Raw genomic sequence first — 17,741 nt, 5'->3', positions numbered from 1 at the left:
CACACATGGCTGCTAAGGACGTCAAGTTCGGCGCCTCCGCCCGCGAGCGCATGATCCGCGGCGTGGACATCCTGGCCGACGCGGTGAAGGTGACGCTCGGCCCGAAGGGCCGCAACGTCGTGATCGACAAGTCCTTCGGTGCGCCCCGCATCACGAAGGACGGCGTGACGGTCGCGAAGGAAATCGAGCTCGCCGACAAGTTCGAGAACATGGGCGCCCAGATGGTGCGCGAAGTGGCCTCGAAGACAAACGACCTGGCCGGCGACGGCACCACCACCGCGACCGTGCTGGCCCAGGCCATCGTGCGCGAGGGTGCGAAGGCGGTCGCCGCCGGCATGAACCCGATGGACCTCAAGCGCGGCATCGACAAGGCCGTGGCCGAGGTCGTGAAGGAGCTCGAGGCCAAGACCCGCAAGATCTCCACCTCCGCCGAAGTGGCCCAGGTCGGCTCGATCTCCGCCAATGGCGAGACCGAGATCGGCGAGATGATCGCCAAGGCGATGGAGAAGGTCGGCAACGAGGGCGTGATCACGGTCGAGGAAGCCAAGAGCATCCAGACCGAGCTCGACGTCGTCGAGGGCATGCAGTTCGACCGCGGCTACGTCTCCCCGTACTTCATCACGAATGCGGAGAAGATGATCGCCGAGATGGATCAGCCCTACATCCTGATCTTCGAGAAGAAGCTGTCCGGCCTCCAGCCGATGCTGCCGCTTCTCGAGACGGTGGTGCAGTCGGGCCGTCCGCTCGTGATCATCGCCGAGGACGTCGAGGGCGAGGCGCTGGCCACGCTCGTGGTGAACAAGTTGCGCGGCGGCCTGAAGGTCGCGGCCGTGAAGGCGCCGGGCTTCGGTGATCGCCGCAAGGCGATGCTCGAGGACATCGCGATCCTCACGGGCGGCGAGGTCATCTCCGAAGACCTCGGCATCAAGCTCGAGAACGTGACGCTCTCCATGCTCGGCCGCGCGAAGATGGTGCGCATCGAGAAGGAGAACACCACGATCGTCGACGGTGCCGGCGAGAAGACCGCCATCACCGGCCGCTGCGAGCAGATCAAGGCGCAGATCGAGGAGACCACCTCGGACTACGACCGCGAGAAGCTGCAGGAGCGCCTGGCGAAGCTCGCGGGCGGCGTCGCGGTGATCCGCGTCGGCGGCTCGACCGAGGTCGAGGTGAAGGAGCGCAAGGACCGCGTCGACGACGCGCTGCATGCGACCCGCGCCGCGGTCGAGGAAGGCATCGTGCCGGGCGGCGGCGTCGCCCTGCTGCGCGCCTCCTCCAACCTCGCCGGCCTCAAGGGCCTGAACAACGATGAGCAGGTGGGGATCGAGATCATCCGCCGCGCCATCCAGGCCCCGCTGAAGCAGATCGCCGAGAACGCCGGCAAGGACGGCGCGGTGGTCGCGGGCGAAGTGCTGCGCTCCGACACCTACGTCTTCGGCTACGACGCGCAGAAGGACGAGTACAAGGACCTCGTGGCCGCCGGCATCATCGACCCGACCAAGGTCGTGCGCACGGCGCTGCAGGATGCGGCCTCGGTCGCCTCCCTGCTGATCACCACCGAGGCGATGGTCGCCGAGCGTCCCGAGAAGAAGGCCGCCCCGTCGGCCCCGGGCGGCGACATGGGTGGCATGGACTTCTGATCCTCCCACCAGGGGATCGGATGCAGGGGGCAGTCCTTCGGGGCTGCCCCTTTTGCGTTGCGGCGTGCTATGGCGGCGGCAACATCGAAGACCGGGGAACAGCCATGCTGCGCCGACACCTCCTCCTCGCCCCCGCCCTGCTCGCGCCCGGGCTCGCGCGCGCGCAGGCCGCCGCCTGGCGGCCGAACCGCGCCGTCACCATGGTGGTGCCCTATGCCGCGGGCGGCGGCACCGACATCGTCGGGCGCGAATTCGCGCAGCTGCTCTCCCAGCGCCTGGGCCAGACCGTGGTGGTGGACAACCGCGGCGGCGCCGGCGGCAACATCGGCACCCAGCACGTGATCCGCAACGCGCGGCCGGACGGCTACACCTTCCTCTACGCCGTCTCCTCCAACATCGTGATCAACCCGCATGTGTACCGCACGGCGGAGCGCGAGGACCCCGCCCGCGTGCTGATACCGGCCGGCATCCTGGCCAACTACCAGTACATCCTGGTGGGCAATCCGCGCTTCCCGGCGACCAACCTCGCCGAGCTCATCGCCCTCGCGCGCCAGCGGCCGGGCGAGATCACCTTCAGCCATTCCGGCACCGGCGGGAACAACCACCTCGCGGGCAAGCTGCTGGCGCGCATGGCGGGGATCGATCTGTCCGACGTCGCCTATCGCGGCACCGCGCCCGCGCTGATGGATGCGGTCAGCGGCACGGTTCAGTTCAACATCTCCTCCCCGCCGCCGGCGATCCCGCTGGTGCGCGAAGGCCAGCTGCGCCCCATCGCGGTGACCGGCGCGCAGCGTTCCCCCGCCTTCCCGGACGTGCCGACCGTCGCCGAGCAGGGGCTTGCCGGCTATGCCGTGACGGGCTGGCATGGGCTGTTCTACCCGCCCGGCACGCCGGACGGGCCGGTCGCGGCGCTGCGCGCGGCGGCGAGCGAGATCGCCGCGCTGCCCGCCTTCCACGAGAAGCTCGGCCGCGACGGGCTGGAGCCGCTGACCGCCCCCGTCACGCCCGAGGCCTTCGCCCGGCAGGTGCGCGAGGAGCACGCCTTCTGGCAGCGCACCATTCCCGAGCTCGGAATCCGTCTTGAGTAACGTGCATTACGGCCCGGCACGCATTTGTTGACGCGGCGGGATCGATCTGTGCCTGATCGATCCGCTCGACCGACCCTCGCCTTGCCGTGCCTCCGGATGCCCGGTCGCCTCCAAGCCGATCCCGGGCCTGGCCGCGGCACGCCCGGCGCGACGCCCGCGCCGGCAGCGACGGAAGGAGAGGATCGCATGGCGATCGGCACCGTGAAGTGGTTCAACGCCACCAAGGGCTTCGGCTTCATCGTTCCCCAGGATGGCGGCAAGGATGTCTTCGTGCACATCACGGCCGTGCAGAAGGCCGGCCTGACCGGGCTGAACGAGAACCAGAAGGTCAGCTACGAGGTCGCGACCGAGCGCGGCAAGGCCGCCGCCGTCAACCTGAAGCCGATCTGACGCGACCCGCGCCGCCCTTCGATGTTCACGCTCGAGGAACTCGAGGCGGCGGCGCGCCTCGTCCACCGCGCATTCCCGCCGACCCCGCAGATCGCCTGGCCGCTGATCGCCGCGCGGGTCGGGCGCGAAACCTGGGTCAAGCACGAGAACCACACGCCCACCGGCGCCTTCAAGGTGCGCGGCGGGCTCGTGTTCATGGAGCGCCTCGCGCGCGAACGCCCGCATGTGAAGGGCGTGGTCAGCGCCACGCGCGGCAATCACGGCCAGTCCCTCGCCTATGCCGGGCAGCGCCATGGCGTGCCGGTGACGATCCTCGTCCCGCGCGGCAACAGCGCCGAGAAGAACGCCGCCATGCGCGCCTTCGGCGCGCGGCTGATCGAGCATGGCGAGGATTTCGACGCCGCGCGGATCGAGGCCGCGCGGCTGGCCGAGGCGGAGGGACTCGAATTCGCGCCCTCCTTCGCCCGCGACCTGGTGATGGGCGTCGCGACCTACGCGCTGGAATTCCTGCGCGCCGCGCCGCCGCTCGATGCGCTCTATGTCCCGATCGGGCTGGGGTCGGGCATCGGCGGCTGCATCCTCGCGCGCGACCTGCTGGGGCTTCCGACCGAGATCATCGGCGTGCAGTCGGTCGGCGCGCCCTCCTACGCGCTGTCCTTCGCCGCCGGCCATGTGGTGACGACCCCCAAGGCCGAGACGCGCGCCGACGGCATGGCGACGCGCATGCCGGACGCGGCGGCGCTCGAGATCATCCGCCGCGGTGCCGCGCGCATCGTGACCGTGACGGATGAGGAGGTCGCGGCCGCGATCCGCGCCTATTGGCAGGACACGCACAACCTGGCCGAAGGGGCGGGCGCCGCGCCGCTCGCCGCGCTGATGCAGGAACGCGCGACGCTGCGCGGGACGCGCGCGGGCGTGGTCCTGTGCGGCGGCAACATCGACCTCGATCTGTTCCGCGACTGGGTGCTGGGGGCTGCATGACCGACCTGCTGCTGCGCAACGTCCGCCCGATGGGCGGGCCCGCTTCCGACGTGCTGGTGCGCGGCGGGCGCATCGCCACGCCCGGCGCGGACGCCACCGGCACCGCGGTCGAGGACGGCCAGGGGATGCTGCTGCTGCCCGCCTTCGTCGAGGGTCACACCCATCTCGACAAGACCACCTTCCATCTGCCGGACTGGCTGGTGAACGAGGTCGGCCCGCGCATCGAGGACAAGATCGACAGCGAGCGCGAATGGCGCGCGCGCACCGGCCACGATGCCGGTGTCGCCTCGCTCGCCATGGCGCGCGCCTTCCTCGCCGCGGGCACGACGCGCATCCGCAGCCATGTCGATGTCGACACCTCCGGCGGCACGAAGCATGTCGAGGGCGTGCTCGCGACGCGGGAGGCGATGCGCGGCCTGCAGGAGATCCAGCTCGTCGCCTTCCCGCAATCGGGCATCCTCGGCCGGCAGGGGACGGAGACGCTGCTCGACGCGGCGATCGCCATGGGGGCCGACATCGTCGGCGGGCTCGACCCCTGCGCGATCGAGCGCGATCCCGTCCGCCACCTCGACATCGTCTTCGGCCTGGCCGACAAGCACGGCAAGCCGGTCGACATCCACCTGCATGAGCCGGGGACGATGGGGGCCTTCTCGCTCGACCTTATCCTCGAGCGCACGCGCGCGCTCGGCATGGAGGGCAAGGTCGTGGTCAGCCACGCCTTCTGCCTGGGCGACATCCCCGAACGCGACCGCGACGCGCTGCTCGCGCGCATGGCGAGCCTGCGCGTGGCCATCGCCACCACCGCGCCGGCTTCCCGCCCCGTCCCCCTCGTCGCGCCCTGCCGCGCGGCGGGTGTGGCCATCTTCGGCGGCAATGACGGCGTCCGCGACACATGGACGCCCTACGGCTCGCCGGACATGCTGGAACGCGCCATGCTCATCGGCCTGCGCAACAATTTCCGGCGGGACGACGAGGTCGCCATCGCCTTCGACTGCGTCGCCGCAGCGGGGGCGAAGGGCTGCGGCTTTGCCGACTACGGGCTCGAGCCGGGGGCGCGCGCGGACCTGGTGCTGGTCGAGGCGCGCAGCCTCGCCGAAGCGGTGGTGACGCGCCCGGCGCGCCGCCTCGTCGTCTCCGGCGGGCGGATCGTCGCGCGCGACGGCGCGCTGGTCGCGTGACAGGCGCGCCGGTCCTCGTCGAGCATCACGGCGACACCACCACCCTCTGGCTCGCGCGGGCGGATCGCGGCAACGCGCTCGGCCCCGACATGGTCGATGCGCTGGACGGTGGCATCGACGCGGCGCTTGCCGCCGGCGCGCGGCTGATCGCGCTGCGCGGGCAGGGGCGGAATTTCTGCACCGGGCTCGACCTGTCGGACCTCGACGCCATCGGCGACGGCGATCTCGCGCTGCGCATCCTGCGCATCGAATTGCTGCTGCAGCGCATCCACGGCCTGCCTGTGACGACGCTCGCCATCGCATCAGGGCGCGTCTTCGGCGCGGGCGCGGACCTCTTCGCCGTCTGCGACCACCGCATCGCGCTGGCCGGCGCGTCCTTCGCCTTTCCCGGGCCCGCCTTCGGGCTCGTGCTCGGCACCGCGCGGCTCGCGGGGCTGGTCGGCGACACCGCGGCGCGGCAGCTGCTGCTCGCCGGGCAGCCGGTCGAGGCATCGCGCGCGCTGGCGCTCGGCCTCGCCACGGCGGTGATCGACGCGGATGCCACGGATGGCGCGATCGGCGCGGCGCATGCCGCCGCCACGCGGCTCGACGCGCCGACCGTCGCGGCGCTGCACGCGCGCACGCGCCGCGCGGACGATGCCGGCGACCTCGCGGCGCTCGCGCGGTCGGTGGCGCGGCCGGGGCTGAAGGCGCGGGTGGAAGCCTATCGCGCGAAGGTCGCCGCGGCGCGGCGGTAGCGCGGGCAAGCACGGCGCGCCCGGGACGGATGGTTCAGCCCAGCAGCGCCTTCGCCGCCCGCGCCGCATCCTCCGGCGTCAGGCCGAAATGGCGCCAGAGATCGGCCTCGGCGCCCGAGGCACCGTAGCCGGTCATGCCCAGGAAGCCGCCATCCTCGCCCGTCCAGCGGTCCCAGCCCAGCCGGGCCGCGGCCTCGATGCCCAGGCGCGGCGCGGCGCCCAGCACGGCGGTGCGCTCGGCCGCCGGCTGCGCCTCGAACAATTCCCAGCAGGGCATGGAGACGACGGCGGCGCGCACGCCCTCGGCCGCGAGCAGGTCGCTCGCCGCCAGGGCGAGCGCGACCTCGGACCCGGTCGCCAGCAGCGTCACGTCGCGCCCGTCCTGCGGCTCGCGCAGCACATAGGCGCCCTCCGCGCTGCGGTTCGCGCCGGCGTCCCGCCGCACCGCCGGCATGGGCTGGCGCGCGAAGACCAGGGCGCTCGGCCCGTTGCGCCGCGCGAGGGCCAGTTCCCAGCATTCTGCCGCCTCCACCGCATCGGCGGGGCGGAACACGTGCAGCCCGGGGATGGCGCGGAGCGAGGCCAGGTGCTCGACGGGCTGGTGGGTCGGCCCGTTGCGGCCGATGCCGATGCTGTCATGGGTGAAGGCGTGCACCACCGGCAGCTTCATCATCGCCGCCAGCCGCAGCACGGGGCGGAGATAGTCGCTGAACACCAGGTAGGTGACGCCGGTCGGCACCACGCCGCCATGCGCCGCCATGCCGTTCAGCATCGCGCCCATCGCGTGTTCGCGCACGCCGTAATGCACGTAGCGGCCTGAACGGTCCGCGGCGGTGAAGGCGGGCAGGGCGCGCTTGTGCTGCGTGGCACCTTCCAGGTCCGGCGCGCCGCACAGGAGTTCAGGTATGGCCGCCGCCGCGCGTTCCAGCATGTCGCCCGAAAGCTTCCAGCCATGGTCGCCATGCGCGCGCGCCGCGACGTCGCGGGCATGGGCGCGCAGCCCGTCCGCCCAGCCCGCCGGCAGGCGGCCTTCCATCACGCGGTCCAGCTCGCGGCGGCGCTCCGCCGGCAGGGCGGCGACGCGGGCGCGCCAGGCGTCCCGCTTGCCTGCGCCGCGACGGCCCGCCTGCGCCCAGGCCTCGGCGAGCGCGTTCGGGACATGGAAGGGCGCGTGCGGCCAGTCCCGCGCGGCGCGCGCGGCCTCGACGGTCTCGGGGCGGATGCGGGCGCTGTGCGCGGCGCGCGTGCCCTCTACCCCCGGCAGGCCGCGGCCGATGATCGTGCGGCAGGCGATGAAGGACGGCCGCGGGTCGCGCTTCGCCAGCGCCATGGCCGCGTCCAGCGCATCGAGGTCGTGCCCGTCCACCTCCTGCACATGCCAATGGGCGGCGCGGAAGCGCGCGGCGAAATCCTCGCTCATGGCGAGCGCGATGTCGCCGTCGTCGGTCATCCGGTTGTCGTCCCAGAGCCAGCACAGCTTGCCCAGCCGCAGATGCCCGGCGAGCGCTGCGACCTCATGCGCGATGCCTTCCTGCAGGCAGCCATCGCCGGACAGCACCCAGGTGCGGTGGTCCACCAGGTCCGGCCCCAGCGTGGCGGACAGGAAGGACTCGGCGAGCGCCATGCCGGCGGCGTTGCCGACGCCCTGGCCGAGCAGGCCGGTCGTCACCTCCACGCCATGGCCAGGCGCGCGCTCCGGATGTCCCTCGCAGGGCGAGCCGAGCTCGCGGAAGCGCCGCAGCGCCTCGGTCGTCATGCCCGGATGGCCGGTCAGGTGCAGCAGCGAATAGAGCAGCATCGAGCCATGCCCCGCGCTCAGCACGAAGCGGTCGCGGTCGAACCACAGCGGGTCCTCGGCGACGTAGTCCATGTGGCGGGTCCACAGCGCGGTGCAGATCTCCGCCGCGCCGAGCGGCGTGCCGGGATGGCCTTCGCCCACGCGGGCGATCGCGTCCATGGACAGGAAGCGGATGGCGTCGGCCATTCCGCGCGGCAGGTCGGTCATGGCGCTTTCGCCCTTCTGTCCGCCTGCCTGCCCGCAAGCCGCTTCACCGTCCAGCGAGGAATTTGCGCGGGATGGTGAAAGCGGTTCACCATCCTGCGCCATGCTGCGCCACCTGCCGCTGTCCGCCCTGCGCGCCTTCGAGGCCGCCACCCGCACCGGGTCCTTCCGCGCCGCGGCGGCGGAACTCGCCCTGACGCCCTCAGCCGTGTCGCACGCGATCCGCGGGCTGGAGGAGAATCTCGGCGTGGCGCTGTTCCGGCGGGAAGGGCGTTCGATCCAGCCCACGGTCGAGGGCGAGCGCCTTGCGCACCATGTCGCCCGCGGCTTCGGGGAATTGCGGCTGGGGCTGGGCGCGGTGACGGCGCGCGGCACGCAACTGCTGCGGCTGCACGCCGCGCCGTCCTTCGCCGCGCAATGGCTGGTGCCGCGCCTGTCGCGGCTGCTCGAGGAATCGCCGGGGCTCGAGCTGCGGGTCGCCGCGGGCACCGACTATCCGCGCTTCCTGCATGACGAGTTCGACGCCGACATCATCTACGGCGCGCCTTCTGCCGCCTTCTATGGCGGGTTGCGGCTGGTGACGCTGCCGCTGGGGACGGAGGTGGTGACGCCGCTCTGCGCGCCGGCGCTGGCCTCGCGCATCCGGGACGCGCAGGCGCTGATGGAACATCCGCTGATCGACAGCACGTCGAAGAAGGTGCGCTGGACCGAGTGGTTCGCCGCCAACGGGCTGATCGCGCCGGAACCGCGCGGGCCGCGCTTCGACCGTTCCTTCCTCTCGCTCCGCGCGGCGGAGGATGGGCTCGGCGTGGCGCTGGAATCCACCCTGCTGGCCGAGCGCGAGCTGGCCGAGGGGCGGCTGGTGCGCCCGCTGCTCGGGCGGGCGGAGGACGTGACCTATACCGGCCACTACCTGGTCTTCCCGGAGGATCGCCGCTACGCGCGGGGCGTGCGCCGCTTCGCAGAATGGCTGGCCAAGGAACTGGCGATGGACCTGCGGCTGGACGGCGTCGCGCCATAGATGAATCCAGATCACCGTATGGCGAGATTTCCGCGCTGGACGGTGAGATTGGCTAAGGCCGAAGCTTCCCCCAACCGAATTGGGGGAAACGAATGCTGCTCCAGGGACGCACCGCCGCCATCAGCGGCGCCGCCAGCGCGCGCGGGATCGGCCGCGCCACCGCGAAACTCTTCGCCGAGCATGGCGCGCGCGTCGCGATCCTCGACCTCGACGAGGCGGGCGCGAAGGCCGCGGCCGCGGAACTCGGCCCGCAGCATGTCGGGATCGGCTGCGACGTCACCGACCCGGCATCCTGCAAGGCCGCCGCCGACGCCGTGCTGGCCGCCTTCGGCCAGTGCGACATCCTGCTCAACAACGCGGGCATCACCCAGCCGCTGAAGCTGATGGAGATCGGCCCGGAGAACTGGGGCAAGGTGCTCGACGTCAACCTCTCGGGCGTCCTGTACCTGTCCCAGGCCTTCGTGCCGCACATGAAGGAACGGCGGCGCGGGTCGATCGCCTGCATGTCCTCCGTCTCCGCCCAGCGCGGCGGCGGCATCTTCGGCGGGCCGCACTACTCCGCCGCCAAGGCCGGCGTGCTCGGCCTCGCCAAGGCGATGGCGCGCGAACTCGGCCCCTTCGGCATCCGCGTGAACTGCGTCACCCCCGGCCTGATCCAGACCGACATCACGGGTGGCAAGCTGACGGACGAGATGCGGGTCGAGATCCGCAAGGGCATCCCGCTCGACCGGCTGGGCGAGGCGAGCGACGTGGCGGGCTGCTACCTGTTCCTCGCCTCCGACCTCTCGGCCTACGTCACCGGGGCGGTGATCGACGTCAACGGCGGCATGCTGATCCACGGATGATCGCCAACGCCCCCTCCCTGGCGCGGCGCGCCTGGAACATCCGCCGCCATGCGCTGCGCATGGGTGAGGTGCAGGGCCAGGGCTACATCGCCCAGGCGCTGGGCGTGGCCGACGTGCTCGCCGTGTCCTACTTCCACGCGCTGCGCTACCGGCCGGAGGATCCGGAATGGGAGGGGCGCGACCGCTTCCTGCTGTCCATCGGCCACTACGCCATCGCGCTCTATGCCGCGCTGATCGAGGCGGGGATCCTCCCCGAGGACGAGATCGAGACCTACGGGTCCGATGATTCGCGCCTGCCGATGTCCGGCATGGCGGCCTACACGCCGGGGATGGAGATCACCGGCGGCTCGCTCGGCCAGGGGCTGACGGTCGCGGTGGGCATGGCGCTGGCGCTGCGGCTCAAGGGCAACGGCGCCTGGGTGGTGAACCTGCTGAGCGACGGCGAGCTCGACGAGGGCTCGACCTGGGAGGCGGCGATGAGCGCGGGCTCCCACCGCCTGTCCAACCTGATCGCGCTGGTGGACGTGAACGGGATGCAGGCCGACGGCCCTTCGCTCGGCGTGTCCGACTTCGAGCCGCTGGGCCCGAAATGGGAAGCCTTCGGCTGGTTCACCCAGCGCGTCGACGGCAACGACATCCCGGCGCTGGTCGCCGCATTCGACGCCGCCCGCGCGCATCCGGGGCCCGGCCCGCGCTGCATCATCTGCGACACGCGCATGGCCAAGGGCGTGCCTTTCCTCGAGGCGCGCGAGCGCAACCACTTCCTGCGCGTCGAGCCGCAGGAATGGCGGCAGGCGCTCGCGCATCTGGAGACGGAGAAGCCGGCATGAAGCGGGACAAGTACCGCGCGCCCGCCAAGGCCGCGCCCGGCACGCGGCTGACCACCTCGGCGATGATCGCTTCCATCGCCGGCGAGGGCCAGCGCACCGCGCCCGCCCCCTTCGGCCACGCGCTCGCGCGGCTGGCGCAGCAGCGGCCCGAAATCGTCGGGCTGACCGCCGACCTCGCGAAATACACCGACCTGCACGTCTTCGCGCAGGCGTATCCCGAGCGCTTCTTCCAGATGGGCATGGCCGAGCAGGTGCTGATGGGCGCGGCGGCCGGCTTCGCGCGCGAGGGCTTCATCCCCTTCGCCACCACCTATGCCGTCTTCGCGTCCCGCCGCGCCTACGACTTCATCGCCATGGCGATCGCCGAGGAAGGCCTGCCGGTCAGGATCTGCTGCGCCCTGCCGGGGCTGACCACCGGCTACGGGCCGAGCCACCAGGCGACGGAGGATCTCGCGATCTTCCGCGGCCTGCCGAACATGACGATCATCGACCCCTGCGACGCGCACGAGATCTCGCAGATCGTCCCGGCCATCGCCGACCATCCGGGCCCGGTCTACCTGCGCCTGCTGCGCGGCCAGGTGCCGCTGGTGCTCGACGAATACGGCTACGAGTTCAAGCTCGGCCGCGCGCAGATGCTGCGGGAGGGCAAGGAGGCGCTGGTGATCAGCGCCGGCTTCATGACGATGCGCGCGCTGGAGGCGGCGGAGGCGCTGCGGCGCGACGGCATCGGCCTTGCGGTGCTGCACAGCCCGACCATCAAGCCGCTCGACGCCGAGGCGATCCTCGCCGCCTGCCGCGTCGAAGGGCGTGCCGTGATCGTCGCCGAGAACCACACGATCAACGGCGGGCTGGGGGAGGCGGTGGCCGGGCTGCTGCTGCGCGAGGGCGTGCGCCCGGCGCTGTTCCGCCAGGTGGCGCTGCCGGACGAATTCCTCGACGCCGGGGCGCTGCCGACGCTGCACGACCGCTACGGCATCTCCACCGCCGCCATGGCGGCGCGCATCCGGGAATGGGTCGGCTGATGCTGCCGCTGCGCGCCATCGCTGTCTTCCACGCCGCGGCGCGCGCCGGCAGCCTGACGCGCGCGGCGCAGGAGCTGGGCGTGACGCCGTCCGCCGTCTCGCAGCAGGTCTCGGCGCTGGAGGTGCAACTCGGCACCGCGCTGCTGACGCGCCAGGGCCGGCGCATCGCGCTGACCGAGGCGGGCCAGCGCTACCTCGAGATGATCGCGCCGCATGTCGAGCGCATCGCGGAGGCGACGCGCTATGTGCGCGGCTCGCTCTCCTCCGGCTCGCTGATCCTGCGCGCGACGCCGAGCTTCGCGACCAAGTGGCTGCTGCCGCGCCTGCCCGCCTTCCTCGACGCCCATCCGGAGATCGAGCTGCGGGTGGACGCGACCAACGAGCCGACCGACTTCGCGCGGGAGGGCGTCGACCTCGAGGTGCGGCACGGGGAAGGCGACTGGCCCGGCCTCGTCGTCGAGCCCGTGGCCGAGGAGGTGTTCCTGCCGGTCTGCGCCCCCGCGCTCGCCGCCCCCGGCAGCCTGCGCGCCGAGGAGCTGGGCGCGCATCGCCTGATCCATTCGGTGAAGTCGCAGGTGAAGTGGGCCGCCTGGTTCGCCGCCGCCGGCACGCCGATGCCCGCCGCGCGCCGCGTGCTGTTCGACCGCAGCCACATGGCGGTGGACGCCGCCATCGCGGGCATGGGCATCGCGCTGGAAAGCACGCTGATGATGGGCGACGCGATGGCCGATGGCCGGCTTGCCTGCCCGGTCGCCGCGCCGCCGGCGATCCGCCGCACGACGCAATGGCTGGTCTGCCCGGCCGACCGGATGCGCCGCCACCGGGTGCGCGCCTTCGCCGACTGGCTGCGCGCCGAGGCGCTGGCCTGGCGGGAGCAATCTTTAGAAAAACTGAAGCAACCCGCCGAAAATCTCGTTTGTTCCTGATGAAAGCGGCCTCCTAGCCTCGCCGCCACGACATTCCCGAGGGAGGGGACGGTGAATCTTTCGACGTTGCTGGCGGCGCGCGGGCGCCCGGTGCGGGTGGGGCTGATCGGCGCCGGCAAGTTCGGCTCGATGGTGCTCGCCCAGGCGCAGCGCATCCCGGGCTTCCATGTCGTCGGCATCGCGGACCTCGATGGCGCGAAGGCGCGCGCCTCGCTCGCGCGCGTGGGCTGGCCGGGCGAGAAATACGCCGCGCGCAGCCTCGAGGAAGCGCACCGCACGGGCGGCACCTGCGTGCTCGAGGACGCGGCGGCGCTCGCGGCCTTCGACGGCATCGAATGCATCATCGAGGCGACCGGCCATCCGATCGCCGGCGTGCGCCACGCGCTCGCCGCCATCGAAGGCGGCAAGCACGTCGTGATGGTGAACGTCGAGGCCGACGTGCTCTGCGGCCCGCTGCTGGCGGCGAAGGCGCGCGCCAAGGGGCTGGTCTACTCCATGGCCTATGGCGACCAGCCGGCCATCATCTGCGAGCTGGTCGACTGGGTGCGCGCCTGCGGCTTCGAGCTCGTCTCCGCCGGCAAGGGCATGAACTTCGAGCCGCGCTACCGCTTCTCCACCCCCGACACGGTCTGGGGCTTCTTCGGCTGGACCGAGGAGGAGGTGGCGAAGGGCGATTTTAACCCGAAGATGTACAACTCCTTCACCGACGGCACGAAGGCGGCGATCGAGATGGCCGCGGTGGCCAACGGCACCGGCCTCGACTGCCCCGACGACGGGCTGGCCTTCCCGCCCACCGGGCTGCACGACCTCGCGCAGGTGTTCAAGCCGCGCGCCGAGGGCGGGCGCCTGCCGCGCGCCGGGCTGGTCGACATCGCCGCGAGCCACGAGCCCGACGGGCGCGTGGTGCACAACAACATCCAGTACGGCGTCTTCGTCACCTTCCGCGCCAACAACGAGTACACCCGCGCCTGCTTCGGCCAGTACGGGCTGCTGGTGGACAAGTCCGGCTGGTACGGCTCGATGTGGCGGCCCTTCCACATGATCGGGCTCGAGACCAGCGTCTCCGTCCTCTCGGCCGTGCTGCGCGGGGAACCCACCGGCACGCCGCGCGAGTTCCGCGGCGACGCGGTCGCGATCGCCAAGCGCAACCTGCAGCCGGGCGAGATGCTGGACGGCGAGGGTGGCTTCACGGTCTGGGCCGACGCCATTCCCGCCACGCGCAGCCTGGCCGCGCGCGCGCTGCCGATCGGGCTCGCGCACAATGTGAAGCTGCGGCGCCCGGTGGCGCAGGGCAGCCTCGTCTCCTTCGACGATGTCGAGATCACGCAGGACCTCGACGTGCTGGCGCTGCGGCGGGAGATGGAGCGCGGCGGCGCCCCGGCCGGGGCGAAGGCGGCATGAGCGGCTTCGTCGTGCTCGCCGAGTTCCAGGCCAAGCCCGGCTGCCTGGATGCCTTCCTGGCACTGGCGCGCGCGGATGCGGAGGGCTCGCTGCGCAGCGAGCCCGGCTGCCGCCGCTTCGACGTCACGCTGCTCGAGGACGGCGAGGGCAGGGTGCTGTTCTACGAGATCTACGACGATCGCGCCGCCTTCGAGGCGCATCTGCAGACGCCGCATCTCGCGCGCTTCCGGGACGGCTTTCCCGCGCTGGCCGACCAGTTGCCGGTGCGCTTCGCGTCGCTTCAACCACCAGGCTAGCCCCGGCCACGGGGCGGACATCGAAAGGGAGGAACCAATGAACATCGCCATCACCCGCCGCGCCGCGCTCGCCGGCGCCGCCATCCTTGCCGCGCCGGCCACGCTGCGCGCCCAGGGCCAGGTGCGCCTGACGCTGGCGCACGGCACCGCCGCGGCCAATCCGCGCGGCGTCACCGCCGAACGCATGGCCGCCCGGCTGCGCGAACTGTCCAACGGCCGCATCGAGATGCGCGTCGCCCACGCCGCGCAGCTGGGCGACGACGTCGCGATGCTGACGGCGCTGCGCACCGGCACGCTCGACATGAGCGTGAACAGCCAGGGCCCGACATCCTCCCTGGTGCCGGAGATCGCCGCGCTCGGCCTGCCCTTCCTGTTCCCCGACGCGCCCGCCGCCTACCGCGTGGTGGACGGGCCGGTCGGGCAGGAGCTGGCGACGAAGCTGGCCGCCGTGGGGCTGCATTCGCTCGGCTTCTGGGACAACGGCATCCGCCACATCACCAACCGCCGCCGCGCCATCAACCGGCCGGAGGACCTGCGCGGCCTGCGCATCCGCACCCCCGCGGACCCGGCCACGATCGACACCTTCCAGGCGCTCGGCGCGGCGACGCAGCAGATCAACTTCTCGGAACTCTACGTCGCGCTGCAGCAGGGCGTGGTGGATGGGCAGGAGAACCCGCTCGCCAACATCCACGCCTCCAAGCTGCACGAGGTCAACCGCTTCATCTCGCTGACGGCGCACAAGTGGGAATGCTCGCCCTTCCTCGCCTCCCGCGCCGCCTGGGGCCGGCTTGCCGAGGCCGACCGCGCGCTGGTGACGCAGGCCGCGCGCGAGGCGACCGAGCACAACCGCATGCTGATGCAGCAGGCCGACGTGCAGCTGCTGGCGGAATACCGCGGCATGTCCTCGGTCGAGGTGAACGTGGCGGACCAGGCTGCCTTCCGCGCCGCCACCGCGGGCGTGCTGGATGCCTGGCAGAACCGGCCGATCGGCGCCTTCGTGCGCCAGCTGCGCGCCGCGGTGTCCTGACATGGCCGGCCCGCGCGCCGTCGAAGGCGTTGACGCGGCGGTGCGCGGGCTGTGCCAGCTGGTGCTGGTCGTCACCGGCATCGCGCTGATGGTGGCGCTCGGCGCCAATGTCGTCGCCCGCTACATCTTCGACACGGGCGGCTTCGACTGGGCGCAGGAGGTGCCGGAGCGGCTCTTCCCCTGGTTCATCATGGCCGGCGTTGCGCTGGCGGTGCAGACCGGCGGCCATGTGGCCGTCGAGACGGCGCTGTTCCTGCTGCCGCGCCGCGCCGCCCGGCTGCTGCTGCTGGCGGGCCACGCTCTGGTCGTCGTCACCTATGTCGTGCTGGCGCGATCGTCGCTGGAGGTGGCGGAGATCGCCGCCATCGAGCGTTCCCCCGTGCTGGGCCTGTCCGGGGCCCATGGCTACTGGGCGGTGGCGGCGGGCTGCGCGCTGCTGGTGGTCGGCACCGTGACGAACATGGTCCGCGTCGCGCTGCTCGGCCCCGAGGGCCTGCCGCGCGAGGGCGGGGAGACCGCGGTGACATGAGCCTCGTCCTCGTCCTCGCCTTCCTGGTCCTGATGATGGCGGTGGTGCCGGTGGCCCATGCGCTCGTCATGGCCTCCGGCATCGCGGTGCTGTGGGACGGCCAGCTGCCGCTGATGCTCGTGGCGCAGCAGATGTTCGCCCAGACCCAGTCCTTCCCGATGCTGGCGCTGCCCTTCTTCATCCTCGCCGGCGCGCTGATGATGGATGGCAGGCTGGGGCAGGAATTGCTGCGCTTCGCCGGCGAGGCGATGGCCCCCTTCCGCGGCGGCCCGCTGCAGGCGACCGTCGTCGGCTCGGTGGTGTTCGGCGGCGTCTCGGGCTCGGCGGTCGCGAACGCCTCGGCGCTCGGCTCGGTGCTGATCCCCTGGCAGCGGCGGCTGGGCTACGCGCCTGGGCTCTGCGCGGCGAACAACGCGACCTCGGCGGTGATCGACATCCTGATCCCGCCATCGATCCCGATGATCCTGTTCTCCGTCGTATCGGGCGTCTCGGTCGGCGCGCTGTTCATGGCGGGCGTGCTGCCGGGGCTGATGATGGCCGGCGGCTTCCTCGCGGTGTGCTGGTGGAAGGGCCGCCCGGCCGAAGCCGATGCGCGGCTCGACCTGCGGCGCCTCGCGCGCCTGGCTTTCCTGGCCTCGCCCGCGCTGCTGCTGCCGGTGCTGATCCTGCTGGCGCTGCGCTTCGGCTTCGCCACCCCGACCGAGATCGCGGTGATGGCGGTGTTCTACGCCATCGCCGCCTCGATCCTCATCTACCGGGACATGACCTGGAAGCGCTTCCTGCGCGCCTTCGTGGACGCGGGCATCGCGACCGGCATCGTCATGCTGGTCATCATGGGCAGCGCCGCGGCGTCCTGGATCCTCACCTACGACCAGGTGCCGCAGCGCTTCGCGGAATGGATCGGGCTGACGCTGCAGCATCCGATCCTGATCATCCTGGCGATGAACCTCATCATGCTGCTGATCGGCGGGCCGCTCGACCTGCCGCCGGCGATCCTGCTGCTGACGCCGGTCTTCCTGCCGCTTGCCGCGCAGATCGGCATGGACCCGCTGCAGCTCGGGCTGATGATGGTGATCAACCTCGGCATCGGGCTCTACACCCCGCCGGTGGGCACCACGCTGTTCATCTCGTCGACCATCGCGCGCGCGCAGATGGGCGAGACGGTGCGCGCGATGTGGCCCTTCTTCGGCGTGGCCGTCGCGGTGCTGCTGCTGATCTCCTACGTGCCGGCGCTGACGCTGCGCTTCTGACCCGGCGCGGTGCGCCCGATCCCGACACCGCCGGAGAGGGGCGCGGCCCCTCTCCGGCACGCCGTCATGCCGCGGCGTCGACCGGCTGGTAGGGCAGGCGCTTCACGCGGTCCATGTTCATCCCCTCGATCCGCAGCAGGCGGGTCGGCCCGTCGCGGCGCGGGGAATGCAGGATGCCCGGCTCGTACAGGTAGGCATCGCCCGGCTTCATCGCGTAGTCGCGGATGCGCCGCGCCTTGCCCGGCGCGCCCTCGGACGGGCGGGCGAGGCATTCCCAGTCGGTCATGATCGTCTCGCCGGCGGCCTGGCCGTAGATCGCCCAGGACGGACCGTGGTCGTGCGGCCCGCTCGTCTTCGCGTCCTTGTAGGCATGGGCGAGGACCGTGAAGCCGAGGTCGGGGTCCTCGTACAGCACCTGCCGTTCCGGCGTCGCGTCGTTGATGTTGGCGGCGACGAAGGCGGGGTCGGCGAGCGCCTCCCGCACCAGGTCGCAGACCATCTGCCGGCCTTCCGCGCCGGGGTGGCCCTGCAGCGCGGCTCGGGCGCGGCCGACGAAATCATCGAGCGTCATGGGCATG

At 72.0% G+C, this 17,741-nt stretch carries 18 protein-coding genes; 16 read left to right on the top strand and 2 right to left on the bottom strand.

The window, feature by feature from the left end:
- Positions 1 to 5: 5 nt before the first annotated feature.
- From groL to J5Y09_RS14275, 6 genes are all read left to right on the top strand, one after another.
- Complete coding sequence (gene groL / locus J5Y09_RS14300) at positions 6 to 1,640, top strand: chaperonin GroEL (RefSeq protein WP_209352483.1); 1,635 nt, start codon at positions 6 to 8, stop codon at positions 1,638 to 1,640.
- Between the two features lie 104 nt (positions 1,641 to 1,744).
- Positions 1,745 to 2,728, top strand: coding sequence for a Bug family tripartite tricarboxylate transporter substrate binding protein (locus J5Y09_RS14295; protein ID WP_209352482.1), 984 nt, complete (start codon positions 1,745 to 1,747; stop codon positions 2,726 to 2,728).
- A 186-nt stretch (positions 2,729 to 2,914) separates the two neighbouring features.
- On the top strand, positions 2,915 to 3,118 hold the full coding sequence (locus J5Y09_RS14290) for a cold-shock protein (protein WP_209352481.1): 204 nt from the start codon (positions 2,915 to 2,917) through the stop codon (positions 3,116 to 3,118).
- 21 nt (positions 3,119 to 3,139) lie between these two features.
- On the top strand, positions 3,140 to 4,099 hold the full coding sequence (locus J5Y09_RS14285) for a threonine dehydratase (protein ID WP_209352480.1): 960 nt from the start codon (positions 3,140 to 3,142) through the stop codon (positions 4,097 to 4,099).
- Positions 4,096 to 5,277: an amidohydrolase family protein gene (locus J5Y09_RS14280; protein WP_209352479.1), complete on the top strand. Its 1,182-nt coding sequence runs from the start codon at positions 4,096 to 4,098 to the stop codon at positions 5,275 to 5,277. The genes J5Y09_RS14285 and J5Y09_RS14280 overlap by 4 nt, the downstream gene beginning before the upstream one ends.
- Positions 5,274 to 6,014: an enoyl-CoA hydratase/isomerase family protein gene (locus tag J5Y09_RS14275; protein ID WP_209352478.1), complete on the top strand. Its 741-nt coding sequence runs from the start codon at positions 5,274 to 5,276 to the stop codon at positions 6,012 to 6,014. Before J5Y09_RS14280 ends, J5Y09_RS14275 begins: the two co-directional genes overlap by 4 nt.
- A 34-nt stretch (positions 6,015 to 6,048) precedes the next feature.
- Here the strand turns inward: J5Y09_RS14275 and J5Y09_RS14270 are convergent, their stop codons facing one another.
- Positions 6,049 to 8,019, bottom strand: a complete 1,971-nt coding sequence (locus J5Y09_RS14270; protein ID WP_209352477.1) for a transketolase family protein — start codon at positions 8,017 to 8,019, stop codon at positions 6,049 to 6,051.
- 100 nt (positions 8,020 to 8,119) lie between these two features.
- Between J5Y09_RS14270 and J5Y09_RS14265 the strand changes: the two genes are divergently transcribed.
- From J5Y09_RS14265 to J5Y09_RS14220, 10 genes are all read left to right on the top strand, one after another.
- Positions 8,120 to 9,037, top strand: a complete 918-nt coding sequence (locus J5Y09_RS14265) for a LysR substrate-binding domain-containing protein (protein WP_209352476.1) — start codon at positions 8,120 to 8,122, stop codon at positions 9,035 to 9,037.
- A 92-nt stretch (positions 9,038 to 9,129) separates the two neighbouring features.
- Entirely contained in the window at positions 9,130 to 9,882 is a 753-nt protein-coding gene (locus J5Y09_RS14260) for an SDR family NAD(P)-dependent oxidoreductase (protein ID WP_209352475.1), read from the top strand.
- Positions 9,879 to 10,712, top strand: coding sequence for a transketolase (locus J5Y09_RS14255; protein WP_209352474.1), 834 nt, complete (start codon positions 9,879 to 9,881; stop codon positions 10,710 to 10,712). Before J5Y09_RS14260 ends, J5Y09_RS14255 begins: the two co-directional genes overlap by 4 nt.
- Positions 10,709 to 11,734, top strand: coding sequence for a transketolase family protein (locus tag J5Y09_RS14250; protein ID WP_209352473.1), 1,026 nt, complete (start codon positions 10,709 to 10,711; stop codon positions 11,732 to 11,734). Before J5Y09_RS14255 ends, J5Y09_RS14250 begins: the two co-directional genes overlap by 4 nt.
- Positions 11,734 to 12,660 carry a LysR substrate-binding domain-containing protein gene (locus J5Y09_RS14245; protein WP_209352472.1) on the top strand — a complete coding sequence of 309 codons (927 nt, stop codon included), beginning with the start codon at positions 11,734 to 11,736 and terminating at the stop codon, positions 12,658 to 12,660. The genes J5Y09_RS14250 and J5Y09_RS14245 overlap by 1 nt, the downstream gene beginning before the upstream one ends.
- Before the next feature lie 51 nt (positions 12,661 to 12,711).
- Positions 12,712 to 14,061, top strand: coding sequence for an NAD(P)H-dependent oxidoreductase (locus J5Y09_RS14240; protein ID WP_209352471.1), 1,350 nt, complete (start codon positions 12,712 to 12,714; stop codon positions 14,059 to 14,061).
- The gene (locus J5Y09_RS14235; protein WP_209352470.1) at positions 14,058 to 14,357 is read left to right on the top strand and encodes a putative quinol monooxygenase; all 300 of its coding nucleotides are present in this window, start codon (positions 14,058 to 14,060) and stop codon (positions 14,355 to 14,357) included. The genes J5Y09_RS14240 and J5Y09_RS14235 overlap by 4 nt, the downstream gene beginning before the upstream one ends.
- Before the next feature lie 37 nt (positions 14,358 to 14,394).
- On the top strand, positions 14,395 to 15,384 hold the full coding sequence (locus tag J5Y09_RS14230; RefSeq protein ID WP_209352469.1) for a TRAP transporter substrate-binding protein: 990 nt from the start codon (positions 14,395 to 14,397) through the stop codon (positions 15,382 to 15,384).
- 1 nt (position 15,385) lies between these two features.
- Positions 15,386 to 15,913, top strand: a complete 528-nt coding sequence (locus J5Y09_RS14225) for a TRAP transporter small permease (RefSeq protein WP_209352468.1) — start codon at positions 15,386 to 15,388, stop codon at positions 15,911 to 15,913.
- On the top strand, positions 15,910 to 17,163 hold the full coding sequence (locus J5Y09_RS14220; RefSeq protein WP_209352467.1) for a TRAP transporter large permease: 1,254 nt from the start codon (positions 15,910 to 15,912) through the stop codon (positions 17,161 to 17,163). Before J5Y09_RS14225 ends, J5Y09_RS14220 begins: the two co-directional genes overlap by 4 nt.
- Before the next feature lie 64 nt (positions 17,164 to 17,227).
- On the opposite strand, the gene J5Y09_RS14215 is transcribed toward J5Y09_RS14220, so the two are convergent.
- On the bottom strand, positions 17,228 to 17,740 hold the full coding sequence (locus J5Y09_RS14215) for a cupin domain-containing protein (RefSeq protein ID WP_209352466.1): 513 nt from the start codon (positions 17,738 to 17,740) through the stop codon (positions 17,228 to 17,230).
- Between the last annotated feature and the right edge of the window lies 1 nt (position 17,741).

The sequence above is a fragment of the Roseomonas nitratireducens genome (genome assembly GCF_017813355.1).
Taxonomy (GTDB): Bacteria; Pseudomonadota; Alphaproteobacteria; order Acetobacterales; family Acetobacteraceae; genus Neoroseomonas; species Neoroseomonas nitratireducens.
This window is presented reverse-complemented; position numbering and strand designations above follow the sequence as displayed.

Coding starts and splice junctions, on each gene's coding strand:
- groL (WP_209352483.1), top strand. CDS start 6: ATGGCTGCTAAGGACGTCAAGTTCGGCGCCTCCGCCCGCGAGCGCATG.
- J5Y09_RS14295 (WP_209352482.1), top strand. CDS start 1,745: ATGCTGCGCCGACACCTCCTCCTCGCCCCCGCCCTGCTCGCGCCCGGG.
- J5Y09_RS14290 (WP_209352481.1), top strand. CDS start 2,915: ATGGCGATCGGCACCGTGAAGTGGTTCAACGCCACCAAGGGCTTCGGC.
- J5Y09_RS14285 (WP_209352480.1), top strand. CDS start 3,140: ATGTTCACGCTCGAGGAACTCGAGGCGGCGGCGCGCCTCGTCCACCGC.
- J5Y09_RS14280 (WP_209352479.1), top strand. CDS start 4,096: ATGACCGACCTGCTGCTGCGCAACGTCCGCCCGATGGGCGGGCCCGCT.
- J5Y09_RS14270 (WP_209352477.1), bottom strand. CDS start 8,019: ATGACCGACCTGCCGCGCGGAATGGCCGACGCCATCCGCTTCCTGTCC.
- J5Y09_RS14265 (WP_209352476.1), top strand. CDS start 8,120: ATGCTGCGCCACCTGCCGCTGTCCGCCCTGCGCGCCTTCGAGGCCGCC.
- J5Y09_RS14260 (WP_209352475.1), top strand. CDS start 9,130: ATGCTGCTCCAGGGACGCACCGCCGCCATCAGCGGCGCCGCCAGCGCG.
- J5Y09_RS14255 (WP_209352474.1), top strand. CDS start 9,879: ATGATCGCCAACGCCCCCTCCCTGGCGCGGCGCGCCTGGAACATCCGC.
- J5Y09_RS14250 (WP_209352473.1), top strand. CDS start 10,709: ATGAAGCGGGACAAGTACCGCGCGCCCGCCAAGGCCGCGCCCGGCACG.
- J5Y09_RS14245 (WP_209352472.1), top strand. CDS start 11,734: ATGCTGCCGCTGCGCGCCATCGCTGTCTTCCACGCCGCGGCGCGCGCC.
- J5Y09_RS14235 (WP_209352470.1), top strand. CDS start 14,058: ATGAGCGGCTTCGTCGTGCTCGCCGAGTTCCAGGCCAAGCCCGGCTGC.
- J5Y09_RS14230 (WP_209352469.1), top strand. CDS start 14,395: ATGAACATCGCCATCACCCGCCGCGCCGCGCTCGCCGGCGCCGCCATC.
- J5Y09_RS14225 (WP_209352468.1), top strand. CDS start 15,386: ATGGCCGGCCCGCGCGCCGTCGAAGGCGTTGACGCGGCGGTGCGCGGG.
- J5Y09_RS14220 (WP_209352467.1), top strand. CDS start 15,910: ATGAGCCTCGTCCTCGTCCTCGCCTTCCTGGTCCTGATGATGGCGGTG.
- J5Y09_RS14215 (WP_209352466.1), bottom strand. CDS start 17,740: ATGCCCATGACGCTCGATGATTTCGTCGGCCGCGCCCGAGCCGCGCTG.